21 protein-coding genes and 1 pseudogene are annotated in these 19438 nt (G+C 71.1%); 13 read left to right on the top strand and 9 right to left on the bottom strand.

Annotated elements, in window-relative coordinates; translation table 11 throughout:
* Positions 1-157: 157 nt before the first annotated feature.
* From H3C53_05205 to H3C53_05175, 7 genes and pseudogenes are all read left to right on the top strand, one after another.
* Positions 158-1159 carry an ABC transporter permease gene (locus H3C53_05205; GenBank protein ID MBW7916070.1) on the top strand — a complete coding sequence of 334 codons (1002 nt, stop codon included), beginning with the start codon at positions 158-160 and terminating at the stop codon, positions 1157-1159.
* Between the two features lie 147 nt (positions 1160-1306).
* Positions 1307-2440 (top strand): annotated as a pseudogene (locus tag H3C53_05200) (ABC transporter permease).
* Between the two features lie 158 nt (positions 2441-2598).
* Positions 2599-3612, top strand: a complete 1014-nt coding sequence (locus tag H3C53_05195; GenBank protein ID MBW7916069.1) for an ABC transporter ATP-binding protein — start codon at positions 2599-2601, stop codon at positions 3610-3612.
* A complete protein-coding gene (locus H3C53_05190) occupies positions 3609-4613 on the top strand; it encodes an ATP-binding cassette domain-containing protein (protein MBW7916068.1) in 1005 nt (334 codons plus the stop codon). The genes H3C53_05195 and H3C53_05190 overlap by 4 nt, the downstream gene beginning before the upstream one ends.
* An 8-nt stretch (positions 4614-4621) precedes the next feature.
* Entirely contained in the window at positions 4622-4801 is a 180-nt protein-coding gene (locus H3C53_05185; GenBank protein MBW7916067.1) for a hypothetical protein, read from the top strand.
* Between the two features lie 139 nt (positions 4802-4940).
* Positions 4941-5918, top strand: a complete 978-nt coding sequence (locus H3C53_05180) for a polyprenyl synthetase family protein (GenBank protein MBW7916066.1) — start codon at positions 4941-4943, stop codon at positions 5916-5918.
* A 122-nt stretch (positions 5919-6040) separates the two neighbouring features.
* The gene (locus H3C53_05175) at positions 6041-6826 is read left to right on the top strand and encodes a ComF family protein (protein ID MBW7916065.1); all 786 of its coding nucleotides are present in this window, start codon (positions 6041-6043) and stop codon (positions 6824-6826) included.
* On the opposite strand, the gene H3C53_05170 is transcribed toward H3C53_05175, so the two are convergent.
* From H3C53_05170 to H3C53_05130, 9 genes are all read right to left on the bottom strand, one after another.
* Complete coding sequence (locus H3C53_05170; protein ID MBW7916064.1) at positions 6813-7256, bottom strand: divergent PAP2 family protein; 444 nt, start codon at positions 7254-7256, stop codon at positions 6813-6815. The two genes, H3C53_05175 and H3C53_05170, sit on opposite strands and share 14 nt — an antisense overlap.
* Positions 7253-8101, bottom strand: coding sequence for a bifunctional 5,10-methylenetetrahydrofolate dehydrogenase/5,10-methenyltetrahydrofolate cyclohydrolase (locus tag H3C53_05165; protein MBW7916063.1), 849 nt, complete (start codon positions 8099-8101; stop codon positions 7253-7255). Before H3C53_05165 ends, H3C53_05170 begins: the two co-directional genes overlap by 4 nt.
* Positions 8085-8579: a transcription antitermination factor NusB gene (gene nusB, locus H3C53_05160; protein ID MBW7916062.1), complete on the bottom strand. Its 495-nt coding sequence runs from the start codon at positions 8577-8579 to the stop codon at positions 8085-8087. Before nusB ends, H3C53_05165 begins: the two co-directional genes overlap by 17 nt.
* Positions 8572-8919: an Asp23/Gls24 family envelope stress response protein gene (locus H3C53_05155; protein MBW7916061.1), complete on the bottom strand. Its 348-nt coding sequence runs from the start codon at positions 8917-8919 to the stop codon at positions 8572-8574. Before H3C53_05155 ends, nusB begins: the two co-directional genes overlap by 8 nt.
* Complete coding sequence (gene accC / locus H3C53_05150) at positions 8916-10253, bottom strand: acetyl-CoA carboxylase biotin carboxylase subunit (GenBank protein MBW7916060.1); 1338 nt, start codon at positions 10251-10253, stop codon at positions 8916-8918. Before accC ends, H3C53_05155 begins: the two co-directional genes overlap by 4 nt.
* 17 nt (positions 10254-10270) lie before the next feature.
* Positions 10271-10747, bottom strand: coding sequence for an acetyl-CoA carboxylase biotin carboxyl carrier protein (gene accB / locus H3C53_05145; GenBank protein ID MBW7916059.1), 477 nt, complete (start codon positions 10745-10747; stop codon positions 10271-10273).
* Positions 10747-11304 (bottom strand): elongation factor P, encoded by a 558-nt coding sequence (gene efp, locus H3C53_05140; protein MBW7916058.1) that lies wholly within the window; start codon positions 11302-11304, stop codon positions 10747-10749. The genes accB and efp overlap by 1 nt, the downstream gene beginning before the upstream one ends.
* A 132-nt stretch (positions 11305-11436) precedes the next feature.
* Positions 11437-12330, bottom strand: a complete 894-nt coding sequence (locus H3C53_05135) for a quinate 5-dehydrogenase (GenBank protein ID MBW7916057.1) — start codon at positions 12328-12330, stop codon at positions 11437-11439.
* 19 nt (positions 12331-12349) lie between these two features.
* Positions 12350-12859 (bottom strand): GNAT family N-acetyltransferase, encoded by a 510-nt coding sequence (locus tag H3C53_05130; protein MBW7916056.1) that lies wholly within the window; start codon positions 12857-12859, stop codon positions 12350-12352.
* Positions 12860-13118: 259 nt separating this feature from the next.
* Here H3C53_05130 and H3C53_05125 point away from each other — a divergent pair, with 259 nt between their 5' ends.
* The 6 genes from H3C53_05125 to H3C53_05100 all read left to right on the top strand — a co-directional run.
* Positions 13119-14366 carry an aminotransferase class I/II-fold pyridoxal phosphate-dependent enzyme gene (locus H3C53_05125; protein ID MBW7916055.1) on the top strand — a complete coding sequence of 416 codons (1248 nt, stop codon included), beginning with the start codon at positions 13119-13121 and terminating at the stop codon, positions 14364-14366.
* 15 nt (positions 14367-14381) lie between these two features.
* Positions 14382-15482: an N-acetyltransferase gene (locus H3C53_05120; GenBank protein MBW7916054.1), complete on the top strand. Its 1101-nt coding sequence runs from the start codon at positions 14382-14384 to the stop codon at positions 15480-15482.
* Positions 15479-16213, top strand: a complete 735-nt coding sequence (locus H3C53_05115) for a CPBP family intramembrane metalloprotease (GenBank protein MBW7916053.1) — start codon at positions 15479-15481, stop codon at positions 16211-16213. Before H3C53_05120 ends, H3C53_05115 begins: the two co-directional genes overlap by 4 nt.
* Positions 16214-16285: 72 nt before the next feature.
* Positions 16286-17269, top strand: coding sequence for an NAD-dependent epimerase/dehydratase family protein (locus H3C53_05110; protein ID MBW7916052.1), 984 nt, complete (start codon positions 16286-16288; stop codon positions 17267-17269).
* Positions 17269-18483 (top strand): glycosyltransferase, encoded by a 1215-nt coding sequence (locus tag H3C53_05105; protein MBW7916051.1) that lies wholly within the window; start codon positions 17269-17271, stop codon positions 18481-18483. The genes H3C53_05110 and H3C53_05105 overlap by 1 nt, the downstream gene beginning before the upstream one ends.
* Positions 18483-19438 (top strand): flippase-like domain-containing protein (locus H3C53_05100; protein MBW7916050.1); only part of this gene is annotated, 956 nt, incomplete at its 3' end. The genes H3C53_05105 and H3C53_05100, both read left to right, overlap by 1 nt.

Genomic DNA, 19438 nt, shown 5'->3' with positions numbered 1-19438 from the left:
TTCAGAACCGGCAGGACACGAGAGTGGGCGGCATCACGCCGCCCACTCCCACCCTTTCACTATCTTCGAAGACATGGGGATCTCTTACCGCGCCACCAGGCGCCCACCCTGCCCGAGCGGCACCCGCCCGTCGGCGTGGAGCCCAGAGGGATAACGAGTGCTCATCTTTATCGTCAGGCGCGTGTTCCAGCTCGTACCGACCTTCGTCGGGGCGACGATGCTGATGTTCCTCATCAGCCAACTCGTGCCCGGCGACTTCTTCAAGGCCAAGGAGCTAGAACCCAACGTAAGGCCGGAGACCATCCAGCGGATGCGGGCCGAGTTCGGCCTCGACAAGCCCATCTACGTCCAGTACGTCAACTGGATGAAGAACCTGGCCGTCGGCAACCTCGGCCAGTCGTTCGTCTCCAACCAACCCGTGTGGCAGCGCATCGCCAACCCCATGCGCAACAGCATGTACCTGGCGCTCCTGTCGCTCGTGCTGCTATGGGCCGTCTCGGTGCCGGCGGGGGTCTACTCGGCGGTCAGGCAGTACTCCGTCGGCGACCAGACCGTCAGCACCCTGTCGTACTTGGGCCTCGCCACCCCCAACTTCTTCCTCGCCCAGGTGGCCATCCTGGGGCTCTTCCTGCTGCGCACGCTCACGAAGGACTGGTTCGGGTTCAACCAGCTCATCTTCCCCGTCGCCGGCATGACGAGCAGCAACTACCTGACGCTCAGCCCCTGGGGTCAGTTCTGGGACGTCATGTGGCACATGTTCATCCCGTCGCTCGTCGTGGCCACCTCGGGCATGGCGGGCTTCACGCGCGTGCTGCGGGCCCAGATGATCGAGTACCTGGGCTCTGACTTCATCCGCACCGCCCGCGCCAAGGGCGTCGGTCACACCAAGGTGACCTACAAGCACGCGCTGCGTCCCGCCATCATCCCGTTCGTGGCGGGCATCGGCGGCATCCTCCCCGGCCTGGTGGGCGGCGCCGGCCTCGTCGAGGTCGTCATGTCGTGGCCCGGCATCACCCCCACGTTCCTCACGGCCCTGAGCGCGCAGGACATCTACGTGGTCCTGGGCCTACTGGTCATCACCACCCTCCTCCTGATGATCGGCAACCTCTTCTCCGACCTCCTCCTTGCCGCGGTCGACCCGCGGATCCGCTACGACTGAGACCCCGCCGTGACCGATAGAGACGATCCCAACATCGACCGCGAGACGCCCGACGCCGAACTCGAGGTCGCCGCCCTCCACGGCGACGAACCGCCCACGCAACCGGGCGAGGCCAGCTTCGAACGCGACGCCGGACCCATCCTGACCCGCGAGAGCAAGAGCCAGGGGAGGATCGTCTGGGAGCAGTTCCGCCGGCACAAGGCGGCGCTGGTGGGCGGCTGGGTCCTCGTCGTCATGTACCTGACGGCCATATTCGCGGGATTCCTCGCGCCCTACGGCATCAACGAGTACCGCACGCGCCCAGCCGCGGCCTTCAGGCCGCCCACCCAGGTGCACTGGATCGACCCCGACACTGGCAAGCTCACGCGGCCGTTCGTGTACGACGTCGTCGAGTCGCGCGACCCGATCACCAGGCAGCGCGTGTACGAGGAAGTCACCGACGTCAGGTACCCGATCAAGCTCTTCGTCCACCGCCCGTCGCAGCCCTACAAGGTCCTGGGCCTCTTCAAGTCCGACCTGCACCTCTTCGGCGTCGACGACCCCGCGCGCATCTTCCTGTGGGGCAGCAACAACCTCGGCAAGGACGTGTTCTCGCGCGTGCTCTACGGCGGCCAGGTCAGCCTGACCATCGGCATCCTCGCCGTCTGGGTGGCTTTCTTCCTCGGCCTGATACTGGGTGGGATCGCCGGCTTCTACGGCGGGCTCGTGGACGACCTCATCATGCGCCTCGTCGAGGTGTTCGCCGCCATCCCGGGGCTCTTCCTCCTCATCGTGCTGTCGTCGTTGTTGCGCGACCCCAACAACCCTCTGGCCAAGTCGTTCGGGTTGACGATGACCTCGGCGCAGACGTTCCTCCTCACCGTGGTGGTCCTCGGCTTCGTGGGGTGGGGCGGGTTGGCGCGCATCATCCGCGGCCTCATCCTCTCGGCACGCGAGCTCGACTACGCCGCGGCCGCCAAGGCGCTCGGCGCCAGCGAGACCCGCGTCCTGCTCCGCCACCTCCTGCCGAGCACGGCCAGCTACGCCATCGTCGACCTGACCCTCTCGATCCCCGGCTTCATCCTCGCCGAGACGGGCCTGTCGTTCCTCGGCCTCGGACCGAGCGAGCTGGACACCGCCAGCTGGGGACTGCTGCTGCGCGACGCCACAGCTCGCGGCATCAGCATCCAGTTCGTGCCGTGGCTCCTGATACCTGGCATCCCCATCCTCCTGGCAGTGTTATGCTGGAACCTGCTCGGCGATGGTTTGAGGGACGCCTTCGACCCCAAGAAGCGCAGGTAGCGCGGGGACCCGCAGGAAGCGCGAGCGTATTTCCACAGTCTCAGGAATATCTTGCGAGGCGCACAGCGCAGTATGCACCGTGCGCCTGGCAATGCTTTCTTGGCGATCGGGGCGACCACGGCCCGGCTTCGTACAACGAGTGAGGAGTGTACGCGCAGATGCCCAACAATGAGCGGATCCTTGAGGTGATCGACCTCAAGACCTACTTCGACACCGACGAGGGCACGGTCAAAGCCGTCGATGGGGTGAGCTTCCACCTCAACAAGGGCGAGACCTTGGCCGTCGTCGGTGAGTCGGGCTCCGGCAAGTCGGTGATGAGCCTGTCCATGATGCGCCTCATCCCCACCCCGCCGGGCCGCATCGCCGGCGGGAAGATCATGTTCGAGGGGAAGGACCTCGTCACCAAGACCGAGCGCGAGATGAGGCGCATCCGCGGCAACGACATCTCCATGATCTTCCAGGAGCCGATGACCAGCCTCAACCCGGTCTACACGGTGGGCGACCAGATCGCCGAGGCCATCGTGCTCCACCAGGGCAAGTCGTACCGCGAGGCGATGAAGCTGGCCGCCGAGATGCTCGACCTGGTCGGCATCCCCGAGCCGGGCAAGCGCGTCAAGAACTTCCCGCACCAGATGTCGGGCGGCATGCGCCAGCGCGTCATGATCGCCATGGCGCTGTCGTGCGGGCCGAAGCTGCTCATCGCCGACGAGCCCACGACGGCGCTCGACGTGACCATCCAGGCGCAGATCCTCGACCTGATGCGCAAGCTGCAGAACGAGATCGGCATGTCCATCCTCTTCATCACGCACGACCTCGGCGTGGTGGCGGAGATGGCCGACCGCGCGGTGGTCATGTACGCGGGGCGCGCCGTCGAGGAGGCCGACGTGCACGACATCTTCGCCGACCCGAAGATGCCTTACACCCTCGGCCTGCTCAACTCGATCCCGCGCGTTGACCGCGGCAGGGAGCACCAGGAGCGGCTCCAGGCCATCCCCGGCAACGTCCCCAACCCCCTCAACCTCCCGCAGGGCTGCGCCTTCCACCCGCGTTGCCGCTTCGTGCAGGACAAGTGCAAGGTGGCCATCCCGCCCCTCGACGACACCGGCGGCGGCCACATGGTTCGCTGCGTAAGGTGGCAGGAACTCGACCTCAAAGCGGAGATCCCGGCATGAGCAACGAGAACAAGAAGGGGGCCGTCCAGGCGCCCAACTCCGAAGTCCTCCTCGAGGTCAAGAACCTGCGCAAGTACTTCCCCATCCGGGGCGGCATCTTCTCGCGCGTTGTCGCCAACGTCAAGGCGGTCGAGGACGTGTCGTTCAACGTCCAGCGCGGCGAGGTCGTCGGACTGGTGGGCGAGTCGGGGTCCGGCAAGACGACGGTGGGTCGCTCGATCCTCCGCCTCATCGAGCCGTCCGCTGGCGAGGTCCTGTTCGACGGTGTCGACGTCACCAAGCTGAGCAAGGGCCAGATGCGCGAGTACCGCAAGCGCATGCAGATCATCTTCCAGGACCCGTTCGCGAGCCTCAACCCGCGCATGTCGGTGGGCGACATCATCGGTGAGGCCATGACCATCCACAACCTGGCGCGCGGGAAGGACCGCGAGCAGCGGGTGGCCCAGTTGCTCGAGCGCGTCGGGCTGTCGCCGTCTCACATGCGCCGCTACCCGCACGAGTTCTCGGGCGGGCAGCGGCAGCGCATCGGGATCGCGCGCGCCCTCGCCGTCGATCCGCAGTTCATCGTGGCGGACGAGCCCGTCTCCGCCCTCGACGTCTCCATCCAGGCGCAGGTCGTCAACCTCCTCCAGGACCTGAAGGACGAACTCGGCCTCACGCTGCTCTTCATCGCGCACGACCTGGGGGTCGTCGAGTACATCAGCGACCACGTCATCGTGATGTACCTCGGGCGCATCATGGAGATCGCTCCCGCCAAGGAGCTGTACGCCAACCCGATCCACCCGTACACGGAGGCGCTGCTCTCGGCCGTGCCGATCCCCGACCCGACGGTCAAGCGCGACCGCATCATCCTCCAGGGCGACATCCCGTCTCCCATCAACCCCCCGTCGGGCTGCGTGTTCCGCACGCGCTGCCCGATCGCGACCAAGGAGTGCGCCGAGGTCGTGCCTCCCCTCGTGGAGGTCTCGCCGGGGCACTTCAAGGCGTGCATCAACCGCTGAGGTAGGGCGTGGGCCGCGGCGGGACCGGAGGCGGGCGCGACCGCCATCAGCGCCCACCACGCCTGTCAAGGAAGGAGGTCGCGAGGCTCGTCCTCGCGACCTACGCTTCGAGCCTCCCCTACGTCCTGCTCTTCGTGATCGTCATGCTCGTGGCCACCTGGGTCGTGACCACCTTCCTGTTCCACTGACGCACGTGGTCGGGCGCGGCGGCCGGCCGCGAGGGGCGTGGCGCGGATCGGCGCGGCCCGACCCCACCGTATACTCGCCCGTGTGAGCCTCGCCGAAGACATCCGCCGTGGCGTCCTCGACCTCCTCGGCGGCCTCGACCTGCCGGGCGCGCTGGGCGCGCCTCCCGATGCGGCCGTCGAGGCGGAGCTGGCGCGCTTCCGACGCCTGCTGAGCGACTACCCGGGCCGCCCCGGCAAGACCCTCCGCGGCCAGCTCGTGGTGTGGAGCGCCAGGGCGCACGGTGCCTCCGACGCGGGCGGCGCCATGGTGCTCGCGGAGGCGCTGGAGCTCTTCCAGAACTGGGTGCTCGTTCACGACGACATCGAGGACGGCTCCGAGGAGCGCCGCGGGCGACCGGCGCTTCACCGCGAGGTCGGAGTGCCCGTCGCCCTCAACGTTGGCGACGCCATGCACATGTTGATGTGGCGCCACCTGCTCGGCCTGCCGCCGGGCCCGCCGCTCGCGCGGGAGGCGGCCATGGCCGAGTTCACGCGCATGCTGCTTGCCACGGCAGCGGGCCAGCACCTCGACCTCGCGTGGGTAGGCGCCGGCAGGTTCGACGTGACCGAGGCGGAGTACGTCCGCATGGTGACGCTCAAGACCGCCTACTACACCGTGGTGGCTCCCCTCCGGCTCGGCGCCATGTGCGCCGGCGCCACCCCGCCGGAGGACCTGGAAGCTGCCGCCATCGACCTGGGGGTCGCGTTCCAGATCCGCGACGACGTGCTCAACCTCGCGCCCGGCGCCGGCTACGGCAAGGAGGTCGCGGGCGACCTGTACGAGGGCAAGCGCACCCTGATACTCGCCAGGCTGCTGGCCACCCTCCCCGCCGCGCGGCGCGCGCGGGTCGTGGCGGCCCTGAGCCGCCCGCGCGCCGCGAAGACGGAGCGCGAGATGGCGGAGGTGCTCGGGGAGATGCACGAGTGGGGCGCGGTGGCGTACGCGCAGGCCGAGGCGGAGGCGCGGGCGGCGCGAGGTCTGGCCGCGGTGCGCCGCTGGCTGGCCGGCCTGCCCGACCAGCCGGCGGCCGCCCAGGTGGAGGCGCTGCTGGCGGACCTCGCCGGTCGGACCGCCTGACTCGGGCCGGTGGGGAGGGCCGGGCCGGGTCGCCGAGGCCGCCCGGACGGGTGCCCAATCGGCCTAGGCGCGAACCCGGCATCCCTGAGCGCCTCCGGCCGGGGACGCGCTACCGTGATGGCATGACCCGGCCGCGCGTCCGCTCGTCACGCCCCGCCGGAGTCTCACGCGGCGGGCCGTCGCGGGGTGCCGACCAGGACCCGGCCCCGACCAGGTCGGCGGCCCGGCGCGCTGCCGCCGCCGTGATGGGCCTGGCGCTGCGGCTGGCGCCCTGCGCCGCGTGCGAGGCGCGCGGCGCAGGGCCGGAGGGCGTGTGCCCCGCCTGCGCTCGCGCCATCCGCGCGGCCCTATCGGACGCGCCGGCGAGTCCCGCGGCCGACACCGTCTGGCTGGGGCCGTACGCCGGCCCGTGGCGCCGCCTCGTTCACGCCCTCAAGTACCGCGGCGCCACGCGCCTGGCGCCGTTCCTGGGCGCCCTCGTGGCAGCGAGGGTGGTGGCGGTGGGCTGGCACCCGCGCCTCGTCACGCACGTGCCCACCACGCCGGCCCGTCGCCGCGACCGCGGCTTCGACCAGGCCGAGCTTCTCGCCGCCGCCGTGGCCCGCTCGCTGCGCGTCCCGCACGCCGGGGTCCTCACGCGGGTGCGCGTCACCAGCAAGCTCGCCGGCCAGGGGCGCGCGGCGCGCCAGGCGGAGCTGACGGGCGCCTTCAGGGCGCGCTACCTGGCGGGCAGGGAGGTGCTGGTCGTGGATGACGTCCTCACCACCGGCGCCACGCTCGCCGCCGCCCGCGAGGCGCTCCACGCGGCGGGCGCCGGCGGCGTCAGGTGCGCCGTCGTCGCGCGCACGGTGGCGCACGAGGGCTCGGGACCCGACGAGGAGCCGCGCGGCGGCCTCAGAGCACGATGACGAGCGCCGTGATCACGCCCAGCAGCGCGCCAGCCCAGACCTGCGGGTAGGTGTGGCCCAGCAGAGTCTTCAGGGCGCGCGGCTGGTAACGCGGGTCGAAGAGGTGACCGAGCTCCTTGACGAGGTCGTTGATCGCCTCCGCCTGCTGGCCGGCGGCCCGCCTGATGCCGGTGGCGTCGTACATCACGATGGAGCCGAACACGGCGGCGATGGCGAACGTCGGACTCCCCCACCCGTACAGGAGACCCACGCTCGTCGCGAGGGCGGCCACGGACGCCGTATGCGACGACGGCATCCCCCCCGTGTCGAGGAGCCGTTCCGGCGCCCACCGGCGCTCCAAGATCAGTACGAGGGTGACCTTGAGCAACTGCGCCGCCACGGTGGCGGAGAGGGCCGACCACAGCGCCAGGTTGCCGAGTATGCCGCTCACGCGCCGCGCCTGCGCCGCGCCGCCACGATGGTGTTGGCGATGACCATCACGACCGTCATGGGGCCGGTGCCGCCCGGCATGGGCGTGAGGTGACCCGCCACGCCGGCCACGCCCGGATCGACGTCGCCGACGATCGCGCCGTCCTCGCGGGTCAGGCCGACGTCGAGCACCGCCGCGCCCGGCTTCACCATCGCGGGCGTGATCAGGCGGGGTCGGCCGACCGCCGCCACCAGCACGTCGGCGGACCGGGTCACGGCCGCCAGGTCGGTCGTCTTCGAGTGAGCCACCGTCACGGTGGCGTCGCGCTGCAAGAGCAGCGCCGCGAGCGGCTTGCCCACCAGGTTGGAGCGACCCACCACGACGGCGCGCTTGCCCGCCACCGGTACGGCGTAATGGTCAAGCAGGGCCAGGACGCCGAGCGGGGTGGCGGGCGCCAGGCCGGGGCCGCCGCCCCACAAGAGACCCACGTTCACCGGGTGGAGGCCATCGACGTCCTTGGCGGGGTCTATCGCCGCCAACACCGCGCTCGCATCTACGCCGGGCAGGGGGAGTTGGACGAGGATCCCGTCCACCTGCTCGTCCGCGTTGAACCGTTCGACCAACGCCCGCACATCGGCCGTGCCCACGCCCTCCGGCAGCACCACCGTGCTCGACTCGACCCCCACCCGCTGCGCGATGCGCTCCTTGGAGCGGACGTAGGAGGCGCTGGCGGGGTCCTCGCCCACCCGCACGAACTGCAGCCGCGGGACGAACGGCAGCGTCGCCAGTTCTGCCCGCAGGCGCTCCACCACCGCGGCCGAGGCAACCTTGCCGTCGAGCCTCACCGCCTCAGCCGCGCGGCTCATCGTCCTCCCCTACTCCCACCGCCGCCCCGCTCGCGCCGGCCGAACCGAGGCGGTGCAGCTTGGCGAGGACGCCGTTCACGAACCGGCCCGACTCGTCGCCGCCGAACTTCTTGGCCAGCCGGACGGCCATCTCGATGGCCACCTCCGGCGCGCCGCCGGTGTGCCGCATCTCCGTGACGGCGATGCGGAGGACGTTGAGGTCGGTCTGGGACATCTGGCCGAACGACCAGCCGGTGATGGCAGCGGCCAACTCGGCGTCGAGGCGCTCACGATCGCCCTCGTAGGCCGTGAGCAGCTCCTCGGCGAACGCCAGGTCGGAGTGGTCGAGGGCGTCGCCGTAGACGGCGTCCTCCGGCTCCTCGCTCTCCTCCGCCAGCTCCACCCGCACGCTCCGCCAGACGTCGAGGAGCGGCTCGGCGCCGCGCTCGGACTGGAACAACGTGCGGAACGCCAGCTCACGCGCCTGGCGTCTACCCACGCTCGGCGACCTCGTCCGGCAGCTCCACGCTCTCGACGGCCACGTTCACACTGCGCACGTTCAGGCCGGTCATGGAGACGATGGCCTCCCGCACCGCCGCCTGCACCGCGGCGGCCACCTTGGGGATCTCGCTGCCGTAGTCCACGGCGAGGGCGAGGTCGACCCACACGTCGTCCTCTTCCCGTTCGATCGCGATCCCCCTGGCGCGCCTACCGCCGAGGATCTCACCGACCCGCGCCGGCGGCACGGTCGGCCTCACCCCACCCACCTGCTCCAGCGCCAGTTGGGCGATGTTGAGGAGCACGTCGGCGGAGATGGCCAGGTCGGGTGCCCGGGTCATGAGCTCATCCTACGCGCGATGAAGTTGGTGTAGACGGCGCCTCGCCTGAAGAAGGCGTTGTCGAGCACCTTGAGGTGGAACGGCACCGTCGTCTTCACGCCCTCGATCACCGTCTCCTTGAGCGCCCGTTCCATGCGGGCGATCGCCTCGGGCCGGCTGGGCGCCCAGGCGATGATCTTGGCCACGAGGCTGTCGTAGGTCGGCGGGATGCGGTAACCCGCGTAGACGTGCGAGTCGACGCGGATGCCGGGCCCGCCCGGCCAGTGGACGTCCGTGATCACCCCGGCGCTGGGCCGGAAGTCGTGATCCGGGTCCTCGGCGTTCACGCGCACCTCGATGGCGTGACCGCGCACCTCCAGCTTCGACTGCTCGAAGCTCAGCCCCTGCCCCGCGGCCACCCGCAACTGCTCAGCCACCAGGTCGGTCTGAGTGATCATCTCCGTGACCGGGTGCTCGACCTGGATGCGGGTGTTCATCTCGGAGAAGTAGAAGCCGCCCGAGCGGTCAACGAGGAACTCGCACGTCCCCGCCCCCCGGTAGCCGATGTGGCTCGCCAGCTTCACCGCCGCCTGCGCGATCCGTTCCCTCAGCTCGGGCTCGAGCGAGCTGGGACCCTCCTCCAGCACCTTCTGGTAGCGGCGTTGGATGGAACAGTCGCGGTCGAACAGGTGCACCACCTTGCCGTTGCCGTCACCGAAGACCTGGATCTCGATGTGCTTCGGTTCCTCCAGGTACTTCTCCATGTAGAGCTCCGGGTTGCCGAACGCCACCCGGGCCTCCTCGGCCGCGTTCAGGAACTGCCGCTCCAGGTCGGCGTGGCTATGCACGACCCGCATGCCGCGGCCGCCGCCTCCGGCCGAGGCCTTGAGGATGAGGGGGAAGCCGATGGCGTCCGCGAAGTGGGTGGCGTCCGCGAGGTCGCGCAGTGGTTCGCTCCCAGGCGTGATCGGCACGCCGGCCTCCACGGCCAGCGCCCGCGCCGAGGCCTTGTCGCCGATGCGGGAGATGTTCTCGGGGCGCGGCCCGATGAACGTGAGACCGTGCTCCTCGCACATCGCGGCGAACTCGGCGTTCTCGGCGAGGAAACCGTAGCCGGGATGGATCGCCTCCGCCCCGCTGACGAGGGCCGCTGCGAGCAGGTTCCTCACGTTCAGGTAGCTCTCGGCCGCCGGCGCCGGTCCGATGCAGATGGACTCGTCTGCCAGCAGCACGGGCAGCGACTTCTCGTCGACCTGCGAGTAGGCGACGACGGCCTGCACCCCGAGCTCGCGAGCGGCGCGCAACACGCGCAGCGCGATCTCGCCGCGGTTGGCGATCAGGATCTTGCGGAACATCGCGCTCACGCGTGGGCTCAGGCCGGCTCGATGCGGAAGAGGACCTGGCCGTACTCGACGGGATCGCCGTTCGTCACGGCGGCCTCCCGGACCGTGCCGGACGTCTCCGCCTCGATCTCGTTCATGAGCTTCATCGCCTCGATGATGCAGAGCACGGTGCCGGCGGTGACGCGGTCGCCGACGCGCACGAAGGGCGGCGCGTCCGGGGAGGGGGCGGCGTAGAAGGTGCCGACGATGGGCGCCAGCACGTCGACGAGGGCGGGACCCGCCGGTTGCGCCGGCGCCGGTGCGGCGACGGGCGCCGGGTCGACGACGGCTTGCGCCGGCGCGGGAGCGGCCGCCTGCGGCGGCGCGACGGGCGCGTACGCGACCGCCGTCACGGGCTCGGCGCCGCGCTTGACGTTCAACTTGTAATCGCCCGTGTCGTAGCTGAACTCGCGCACGTCGCTGGCCGCCAAGGCTTCGAGCAGGCGCCTTATCTCCTTGACGTCCATCACGCACGCCCCAGGTAGTCGCCGGAGCGGGTGTCGACGCGGATGACCTCACCCTGATCGATGAACAGCGGGACGTTCACTGTCGCGCCGGATTCGAGCTTCGCGGGCTTCGTGCCGCCCGACACCGTGTCACCCCGGACGCCGGGGTCCGTCTGCACGATCTCGAGCGCCACCACGTTCGGCAGCGTGACCTTGAGCGGCTTGCCGCCGTAGTAGTCGACGGTCACCTGGGTGTTCTCCTTCAGGAAGCGGGCGCCGTCCCCTATCTGATCGCGCGTCAGGACCGGCTGGTCGAAGGTCTCCAGGTCCATGAAGGTGAAGTGGTCCCCGTCGGCGTACAGGAAGCTCATCTCCCGGTACTCGATGAAGATGTCCTGCAGCTTCTCGGTGGCGTTGAACGACCGCTCGACGATGGAGCCGGTCTCGAGGTTCCGGAACTTGGCGACCATCTTGGCGCCACCACGCCCGATCTTCTGATGCTGGTAGTCGACGCACTCCCAGAGGCCGCCGTCCATCTCGACCTTGGTGCCGTTCCTCAAGTCGGTCACGCTGATCATCTAGACTCCTTCGACTCGCCGCACCGCGCACTCGGGCAAGGCAGGCGCGAACTCCCGTGCTGCGCGGCGGCTTCAAGACTGCTCACTCTACCACCTGGGCCCAAGACCCCCGGCGGAGCGGGCGCCGGGCGGCTAGCCGATGTCCACTCGCGTGGGCGTCAGGCCGGCCTCGTCGATGAGCTGCTGGTACCGCCCCGCGGGGAGCTCGCCGGTGGCGCCGTCCATGGCCACGAACGCGGCCTCGAGGAGGTTCGTGCCGACGCTCCGCCCGTCGAAGCGCGGAGTGGTCGTGACGAGGGCCGCCGCGCCGCGCTCGCGCAGGAAGGCGACGTCGGCCAGCGTGGTCGTGTTCGTGAGGATGGTCTTGCCTGCCAGCGAGGGCGGCGCGTACCGCTTGATGAAGTGCCAGTCGCCGGCCAGCACCTCGGCCCAGTCGTAGTAGCGCGCGAACTTGTCGCTGGGCGGCCGCTCCTGGGCGCTGCCCGTGGGGTAGAGCCACTTGAACGGCACCCGCGTCACAACCGGCAGTAGCGTCCTGGCAAGCCGCACCAACCCTGGCAGGGTGCGGACGGGGACGGGCAGCCCGAGCGCGAAGACGACGTCGCCGTAGAACACGTCGGCGCCCTGCGCGGCCAGCTCCTCGGCCATGCCGAAGCGGTCGACGGCCGAGACCATCAGGACCTTGCGGCTCGGCCAGTCGAGCTCGGGGCGCAGCGCACGGATGGCGGCGCGTTCCAGGGTGTTCTTGAGCCCCGCGCCGCACACCACCGGCGTGGACTTGGCGGCCCGGGCCAGTCGCAGCGCGTCGCGCACGTAATAACGCCTGTCGCCGATGGCGAAGTAGAGGTCGATGCCGCCCAGGCCGATGGCGTCCACCGTGCCGTCCAGTTCCCCGATGAGGCGCTCGGCCCTCGCCAGGTCGCCACCCGTTCCGACGCGCCGCACGTGAACGCGCCGCCCCATGATCTCGACCGTCTGATCGGCGTCGCGGGTGGCGGAGCCCAACGAGACGCTGACGACGCTCAGGTCGGGGCCGCTCACCCCCTCACGCCAGGCTCTTCGCGAACCACTCGAGCAGGGGGCGGGCGTCTATCGCGAAGCGGTAGCCGAGGCCCTCCCAGAACCGCCTGGCTCGTGGGTTCTCGCCGTAGATGCTGGCCAGGAGACGCGCGCTGCGGCCGCGCAACCGACCTTCGAGGTCCCGGACGCAGGCGCTTCCCACGCCGCGGCTCTGGAGGCCGGCCCGCACCAGCAGGAGGTTCACCGTGGCGTCCCCCTCGGCCGGGTAGTCGAGCTTGTAGTCGAGGTAGCCGACCACGGCCGCGCCGGTGTGGGGGTCGAGGTCGCAACCCGGGCCGGCGGCCTCCGGCTCGAGGAGCACCAGCTCGACGAAGCGGCGCGGGTCGGCGCCGGCGGTGGCGAGGTCGGTGCTCACCTCGGCGACGGTGGGCACCGGGATCGAGATGATGTCGAAGTACTCCGGGGTCGCTGCGTAGAGTTCGTGCACGAGCGACGCGTCGGCCACGGACGCCGCCCGCGTCCGGACCGGAGACAGGGTCGGGTGCAAGGAGGTCACCCCTTCGGGCGCCTTACGCGCCGCGGAACGGAGGCGTGGCGTACGAGTCGCGCCTTGAGCACGCGCAGATTCTACCAACTGCCCGGCGCCGCGGTGGGTGACGGTTGGTTCACAGCCGAGGGTCGCCGGGCCGCCGCCTGCCTTGCCAAGGGGCCTCGGCGGCTATAGGCTGGCGTGGGCGCCACTGCGGGTGCGCGCGCCCGCCGCGGTGTTACCATGCGCGCACCCACGGCCGTCCATGGAGGGACCCTTGTCAGAGGTAGCGCGTAACGAGAGTGTCGATGCGCCGGTAGCGAAGGCGCAGGACGCTTTCGCCAAGGCTTTCCAGTTCCGTCGGGCCGACGAGGCCGCGGCCGCGGGCATGCACCCGTACTTCAAGCCGATCGCGGCGCAGCACGGCGGCACCGTGAGCGTGGCCGGCCGCGAGATGATCATCACTGGCTCGAACGACTACCTCGGGCTGACGCAGGACCCGCGCCTCAAGGAGGCGGCCCGCCGCGCGCTCGACGACTTCGGCACCAGCTGCACCGGCTCGCGCTTCCTGACCGGCACCCTCACCCTGCACGAGGAGCTCGAGGCGCGCCTCGCCGGCTTCCTGCGCAAGGAGGCGGCCCTCACGTTCAGCGCCGGCTTCCTCGGCTGCCTGTCGGTCGTAGCGGCGCTCGCTGGCCGTCACGACATCCTCTACTACGACCGCGAGAACCACGCTTCCCTCTACGACGCCGCGCGCCTCTCCTACGCCACCCTCCGCAAGTTCGAACATGGCGACCTGGCCGACCTCGAGCGGATGCTCGCGGCCGACGCCGGCAAGCCCGGCGGTAGGATCATCGTCACCGACGGCGTGTTCTCGATGAGCGGCCACATCGCCGACCTCCCGGGGATCGTCCGCCTCAAGAAGCGGTACGGGGCCCGCCTGATCGTCGACGATGCCCACGCCAGCGGCGTGTTGGGCGCGCACGGTCGCGGCACGGGCGAGCACTTCGGCCTGGAGGACGAGATCGACGTGGTGGTCGGTACCTTCTCGAAGTCTTTCGCCAGCGTGGGCGGCTTCATGGCCGCCGACCGCGAGGTGGTCAGCTACGTCAAGCACCACGCGCGCCCGTTCATCTTCACCGCGGCGCTCCCGGCCATGCAGATGGCGGCCGCCCTCGAGGCCCTCAACATCATGGAGTCGGAGCCGGAGCACCGCGAGCAGCTCTGGCGCAACGTCGAGCGGCTCCAAGGCGGCATGGCGGCCCTCGGCTTCGACACGCTCGGCTCCCGCACCCCGATCGTCCCGGTGCTGATAGGGCCGGACGAGCTCGCCATGGCGTTCTGGCGCGCCCTGTGGGAACTCGGCGTCTTCACCACCCCGGCCCTTCCGCCCGGCGTGGCGGCGGGGCGTTCGATCATCCGCACGAGCGTGAACGCCAACCACACCACCGAGCAGCTGGACCGGCTGATCGCCGCGTTCGCGGACGTCGGGCGGCGGTTCGGCGTAATCTGACCGCACATGGTCAGCGTGGAACGCGTAGCCTCCCGCCGGGCGACGAGGGAGTTCGTCCTCTACCCGTACCGCAAGTACGCCTCCGACCCGAACTGGGTGGCGCCCCTGCGCGTCTCGCAGTTCGAGCTGCTCGACCCTAAGAAGAACCCGTTCTTCGAGCACGCGCGCGCCAGCTACTACCTGGCGCGGCGCGGCGGGCGCGTGGTGGGGCGCATCGCGTGCATCGACGACGACCTCCACAACGCCACCCACGAGGGGGACAACCTCGCCTTCTTCGGCTTCTTCGAGGCCGAGGACGCCGCCGTGGCGGGCGCCCTCTTCACGGCCGTCGAGACGGAGGCCCGCGCGCTCGGCCGCAAGGCGGTGCGTGGTCCCGCGAACCCGACCATGAACGACGGCGCCGGCTTCCAGATCGAGGCGTTCGACGAGAAGCCGTACGTGATGATGCCGCAGAACCCCCCGGGTTACCTCGAGCTCGCCACCGCCGCGGGCTACCGCAAGGTCAAGGACCTCTACTCCTACCATTTCGAGAACACCGGCAGGCTACCCGAGCGCCTCGCCCGCCTCACCGCCCGGGCGCGTGAACGTTACCGGCCCGTCGTGAGGCCCGCCGACCTCAAGAGGTTCCACGACGAGGTGAAGGTGCTGCAGTCCATCCACCACGCCGCGTGGGAGAAGAACTGGGGCAACGTGCCGTTCACCGACGCCGAGATCGACCACATGGCCAACGAGCTCAAGATGATCGTGGAACCAGAGCTGGCCCTGTTCCTCGAGTACAAGGGCGAGCCGGTGGCCGTGAGCATCGCCGTGCCCGACCTCAACCAGGTCCTGGCCCGCTTCGACGGTCGGCTCGTGACCGGGATCTTGCCGCTGTTGCGTCGCAAGAAGATCATGACGCAGGCCCGCCTCGTCATCCTCGGCGTGCTCCCGGAGCACCGCAACCACGGCTTCGACCTCGTGCTCATCGAGGAGACCGTGCGGCGCGCTCACCGCCTCGGGATCGTGGGAGGCGAGTGCGGCTGGACGCTGGAGGACAACCACGCGATCAACCGCGCCATCGAGGCCGCGGGCGGGGTGCACTACAAGACCTACCGCATGGTGCAGAAGGAGCTATGAGCCCCATCAGGGCCCTGAGGCTGGTCGGGGCCGACCTCGGGGGGCTCTTCCCGCGCGGTGACCGGGGCAAGTACTGGTTCCTGCTCCTCGCCTCCCTGGTGCTGCAGACGGCGTTCTGGTACCTGGCCACCCCCGGGCCGACCCTCGTCCGCCTCGCCCCGCAGGGCCCGCTCACGGCCTTCGCCAGCGTGGCCTGGGCCGCGGTGCTGCTCCTCCTGGTGCCCGCCGTCCTCTACCGGCTCCTGATAGGGCCCATCGCGCTCGCCGGGATGCGCGTGGGCGACTGGCGCTTCGGGCTCGCCGCGACCCTCCCGCTCCTCGTGCCCGCCGCCGTGGTCATGGCGCTGGCCAGCACCGATGCCTCCCTCGCCGCCGTCTACCCGTGGCCCGGCGCCTGGCTCGGTGGGAGCGTCTGGCGCCTCGCCGCCTGGCTCCCCGTCTACGCGCTCTACTACCTCGCCTTCGAGGCCTTCTACCGCGGCTTCGTCCTCGACGTCGCCACGCGCGCCGCCTCCCCCACCGCCGCCATCTGGTTGAGCGTGGTGATGGCCACGCTCGTGCACCTCGGCAAGCCGCTGGCCGAGGTGATCTCGGCCGCGCCGGCCTCCGTCCTGTTCGCCGTCCTGGCCGTGCGCGGGCGCTCCGTGCTCTACCCGATGCTGCTTCACCTGACCATCGGGTACGCCCTCGACCTCGCCGTCCTGGCGCGCGCAGGTCAGCTCCTCAACTGACCGGCCACCTGCTACCGTCATGGCGATGCACAAGACGCCCAACCCTGTCGAGCGACGACCGTGAAGGTCCTGGTGACCGGTGCTCACGGCTTCCTCGGCAGTCACGTCACCGAGGAACTGCTGGCGCGAGGCGACGAGGTCCGGGCGCTCGTGACGCCGTGGGGTTCCGACGCGGCCCTGGCCCACCTGACGCAAGGCGGGCGCCTCGAGGTCGTGCGCGCCGACCTGACCGACGACGGCAGCGTCCACGGAGCATGCCAAGGGGTCGACGCCGTGGTGCACGCCGCCGCCCGCGTGGCCGATTGGGGGCCGTGGGACGCGTTCTACCGCACCAACGTCGTGGCCACCCGCACTCTCCTGCACGAGGCGGAGAACGCCGGCTGCGCCCGTTTCCTGTTCGTCTCGAGCGTGGCCGTCCACAGGTACTCGGGCTTCCGCGACGCAGACCCCCGCACCCAGCCGCGCGACAACGTCCGCAACGCCTACGCCTACTCGAAGATCCTGGCCGAGGACCTGGTGCTCGGCGCCAAGCACGTGGAGGCCGTGGTCGTCCGCCCGGGCCTGTGGCCGTTCGGCCGACGCGACCCGACCTTCGGGCGAGTGGCGCGGGCCGTGGCCAAGGGGACCTTGCCGCTCGTTCGCGGTGGGGCCGCCGTCCTGAACACCGCCTACGCCCCCAACTTCGCTCACGGCGTGTACCTCGCGCTGCACGAACCGAGGGCGGCCGGCAACGTCTACGTCATCGCCGATGCCGGCATGCCCAGCTGGCGCGAGGTGTTCGGGGTGATCGCCGACGACATGGGGCGGCAGGGGCCACGCCTGAGCCTGCCCGGCAGGCCGACGCGGGCGCTGGCGTCGGGGGTCGAGGCCACGTGGCGGGCGCTCCTGCCGTCGCTCGAGCCGCCCGTCACGCGCTACCGCGCCGGCCTCATGCTCAACGACGTCCACTTCTCCACGGCACAAGCGCGGGACGAGCTCGGCTACGAACCGAGCGTCTCGTGGCAGGACGGCGTCGCCGCGACGGTGGCGTGGCTCGCCGACCACGGGCGCGACTGATGCCTCGGCCGCTCAGCGTCTTCTTCGCCACCATCGCGGCGGGCGGCGGGCACGTCGCCACCGCCGCCGCCCTCGCGGAGGCCCTCCACCGCCATCACCCCGGCGAGTTCACCACCCGGGTGAGCGACGTGATGGCGGAGTTCGGGGCCGCGGCGCTCGACAGGCGCCACAAGGCCGGCTGGCGGGCGCTCCTGCGCCGACCACGCCTCGTGCGGTTGGGCCAGCGCGTCACCGACGCCCTCCCGGCCGTGACGCGCCTCTCGCAACGGGGCCTGCTGGCGCCGTTCGCGGCGGAGCTCGCGCGGCGCCTGGGCGAGCTCGGGCCGGACCTGATCGTCGCCAACCACGGTTGGCTGGCCACCGCCTTCGCGCTCGCGCGGGAGCGGCACGGCCTCGAGGCGCCGGTCGTCATCTTCGCGACCGAGCCGTTCGACGCCAGCGCGCTCTGGGCCGAACCGGCCAGCGAGCGGGTGCTGGCGCCGAGCGTCGCGGCCAAGCAGGACCTGGTGCGGCTCGGGGTGGGCCCCCAGCGCGTCGCGGTCGTCGGCTACCCGGTCGGGCAGCGCTTCCTGAACCCCCCGACGCAGGCGGCCGCCCGCGCCGAGCACGGCCTGCCGCCGACCGGCTTCACGGCGCTGCTCACGCTCGGCGCGGAGGGCCTGGCGGGAGAGGCGACAGCGGTGGCGGAGCGGATCCTCGACACCGGCGCCACCCTCATCGCGGTCGCCGGTCGCAACGCCGAGCTGAAGGCGCGCTTGGACGAGGTCGCTGCGAGGCGCCGTTCCCTGCTGCCGTTCGGGTTCACGACCGAGATGCCCACCCTCCTGGCGGCCGCCGACGTGGTCGTGGGCAAGGCCGGACCGGCCAGCACGATGGAGGCGTTGGCGGTCGGCAGGCCCGTGCTGGCCACGGCGTACGCCGGCCTCAACGAGCGGGCGGTGGTCAGGTTCCTGGCGGCGCGCGGCGTGGGCGGCGCCGTGGCGCTGCCTGAGCTGGGCGCGGCCGTGGCCGCCTGGCGCGACACGCCGGGGCTCCTGGCCGGGGCCAAGGCGCGAGCGGCGGCGCTCGACTTCGCGGGCATGGCCGAGAGGGCCGCCGCCCATCTGCGGGCGGTCGCTCGTGGGGAGGCGCCATCCGAACCCGACGTCGCCGGGCTCCCGTTCGAGGGGACCTCCCGCGAGCTGCTCGGTGGCGGTGGCGGCGGGAGTCGCTGATGCGCCTCGTGTGGCTGCTGCTGCTGAGCCTCGGCCTGGGGCTCGGCGGGCTGTACCTGGCGACGCGCGAGGAGCTCTTCTCGGCGGCGCTCTACGCCCCGACCGAGCTCACGCCCGCGCTGGCCGCGCTGGCGCTCGCCTGCCTGCTGGCACTCTGGTTGGCGCCGGTGGCGAAGCTCGTGCTGCTCGCGCGCTCGCAGGGGCAGCGCCTCGGCTGGTGGCACGCCTTCGTGGCCCACGTGGCGCAGGTGTTCGGGACCGCCATGACGCCCGCCGGCACCGGCGGCGCGCCGTTCCTGGTGGTGGCGCTCGGTGAGGTGGGCGTGCCGTCCGGCGTCGGCCTGGCGCTGGCCGTGCAGCTCTTCGTGCTCGACCTCGCGGCGCTCGGCGTCCTGATCCTGCTGGGCCTCGGCTACCTGCTACTGGCCTCCCCCGTGGTCCTGGGTCCGCTTCTCGCCGTCACCGCCGGGGTGGCCGGCGCGGCTGCCCTGGCCGTGTCCGTCCTCCTCGCGCGCTTCCCCGCCCCGGCCGTGCGTTGGCTCCACGCCCTGACGCGGTGGCGCATCCTGCGGCGGTTCCGCCCGCACCTGAGGCGCATGGCCGTCGACTACCGCGCCAGCGCCACCGCGTTCCGCGACCTGCCTCTCGTCGACTGGGCCTGGCTGCACCTCGTCAACCTGACGGCGTGGCTCAGCAACTTCGCGTTGTTCTGGGTCTTACTCACGATGTACGGGGCCGACACCCCGCTCCTGCAGGTGTTGGCGCTGCTGGCCATGATCACGCTGCTGTCGTTCTTCGTGCCCACGCCGGGCGCGTCGGGGGTGATGGAGCTCCTGCTGGGCCTCGCCGCGTTCGACACGGGTTCGCGGCTCAGGTCGGTGGCGGCGCCGGTGGTGCTGTGGCGCCTGACGACGTTCTACGCTGCCTTCGTCCTTGGGCCGCTCTGCGCCTCGCT

The organism is Trueperaceae bacterium, assembly GCA_019454765.1.
Classification (GTDB): Bacteria; Deinococcota; Deinococci; order Deinococcales; family Trueperaceae; genus JAAYYF01.
Note: the sequence above shows the minus strand (reverse complement) of the source record. Positions and strands in the feature narration are given on the sequence as shown.

Bases quoted from the DNA above. Each gene is read 5' to 3' on its own strand.
- H3C53_05195 (MBW7916069.1), top strand. From the start codon at position 2,599: ATGCCCAACAATGAGCGGATCCTTGAGGTGATCGACCTCAAGACCTAC.
- H3C53_05190 (MBW7916068.1), top strand. From the start codon at position 3,609: ATGAGCAACGAGAACAAGAAGGGGGCCGTCCAGGCGCCCAACTCCGAA.
- efp (MBW7916058.1), bottom strand. From the start codon at position 11,304: ATGATCAGCGTGACCGACTTGAGGAACGGCACCAAGGTCGAGATGGAC.
- H3C53_05165 (MBW7916063.1), bottom strand. From the start codon at position 8,101: ATGAGCCGCGCGGCTGAGGCGGTGAGGCTCGACGGCAAGGTTGCCTCG.
- H3C53_05125 (MBW7916055.1), top strand. From the start codon at position 13,119: ATGGAGGGACCCTTGTCAGAGGTAGCGCGTAACGAGAGTGTCGATGCG.
- H3C53_05105 (MBW7916051.1), top strand. From the start codon at position 17,269: ATGCCTCGGCCGCTCAGCGTCTTCTTCGCCACCATCGCGGCGGGCGGC.
- accC (MBW7916060.1), bottom strand. From the start codon at position 10,253: ATGTTCCGCAAGATCCTGATCGCCAACCGCGGCGAGATCGCGCTGCGC.
- H3C53_05175 (MBW7916065.1), top strand. From the start codon at position 6,041: ATGACCCGGCCGCGCGTCCGCTCGTCACGCCCCGCCGGAGTCTCACGC.
- H3C53_05115 (MBW7916053.1), top strand. From the start codon at position 15,479: ATGAGCCCCATCAGGGCCCTGAGGCTGGTCGGGGCCGACCTCGGGGGG.
- accB (MBW7916059.1), bottom strand. From the start codon at position 10,747: ATGGACGTCAAGGAGATAAGGCGCCTGCTCGAAGCCTTGGCGGCCAGC.
- H3C53_05155 (MBW7916061.1), bottom strand. From the start codon at position 8,919: ATGACCCGGGCACCCGACCTGGCCATCTCCGCCGACGTGCTCCTCAAC.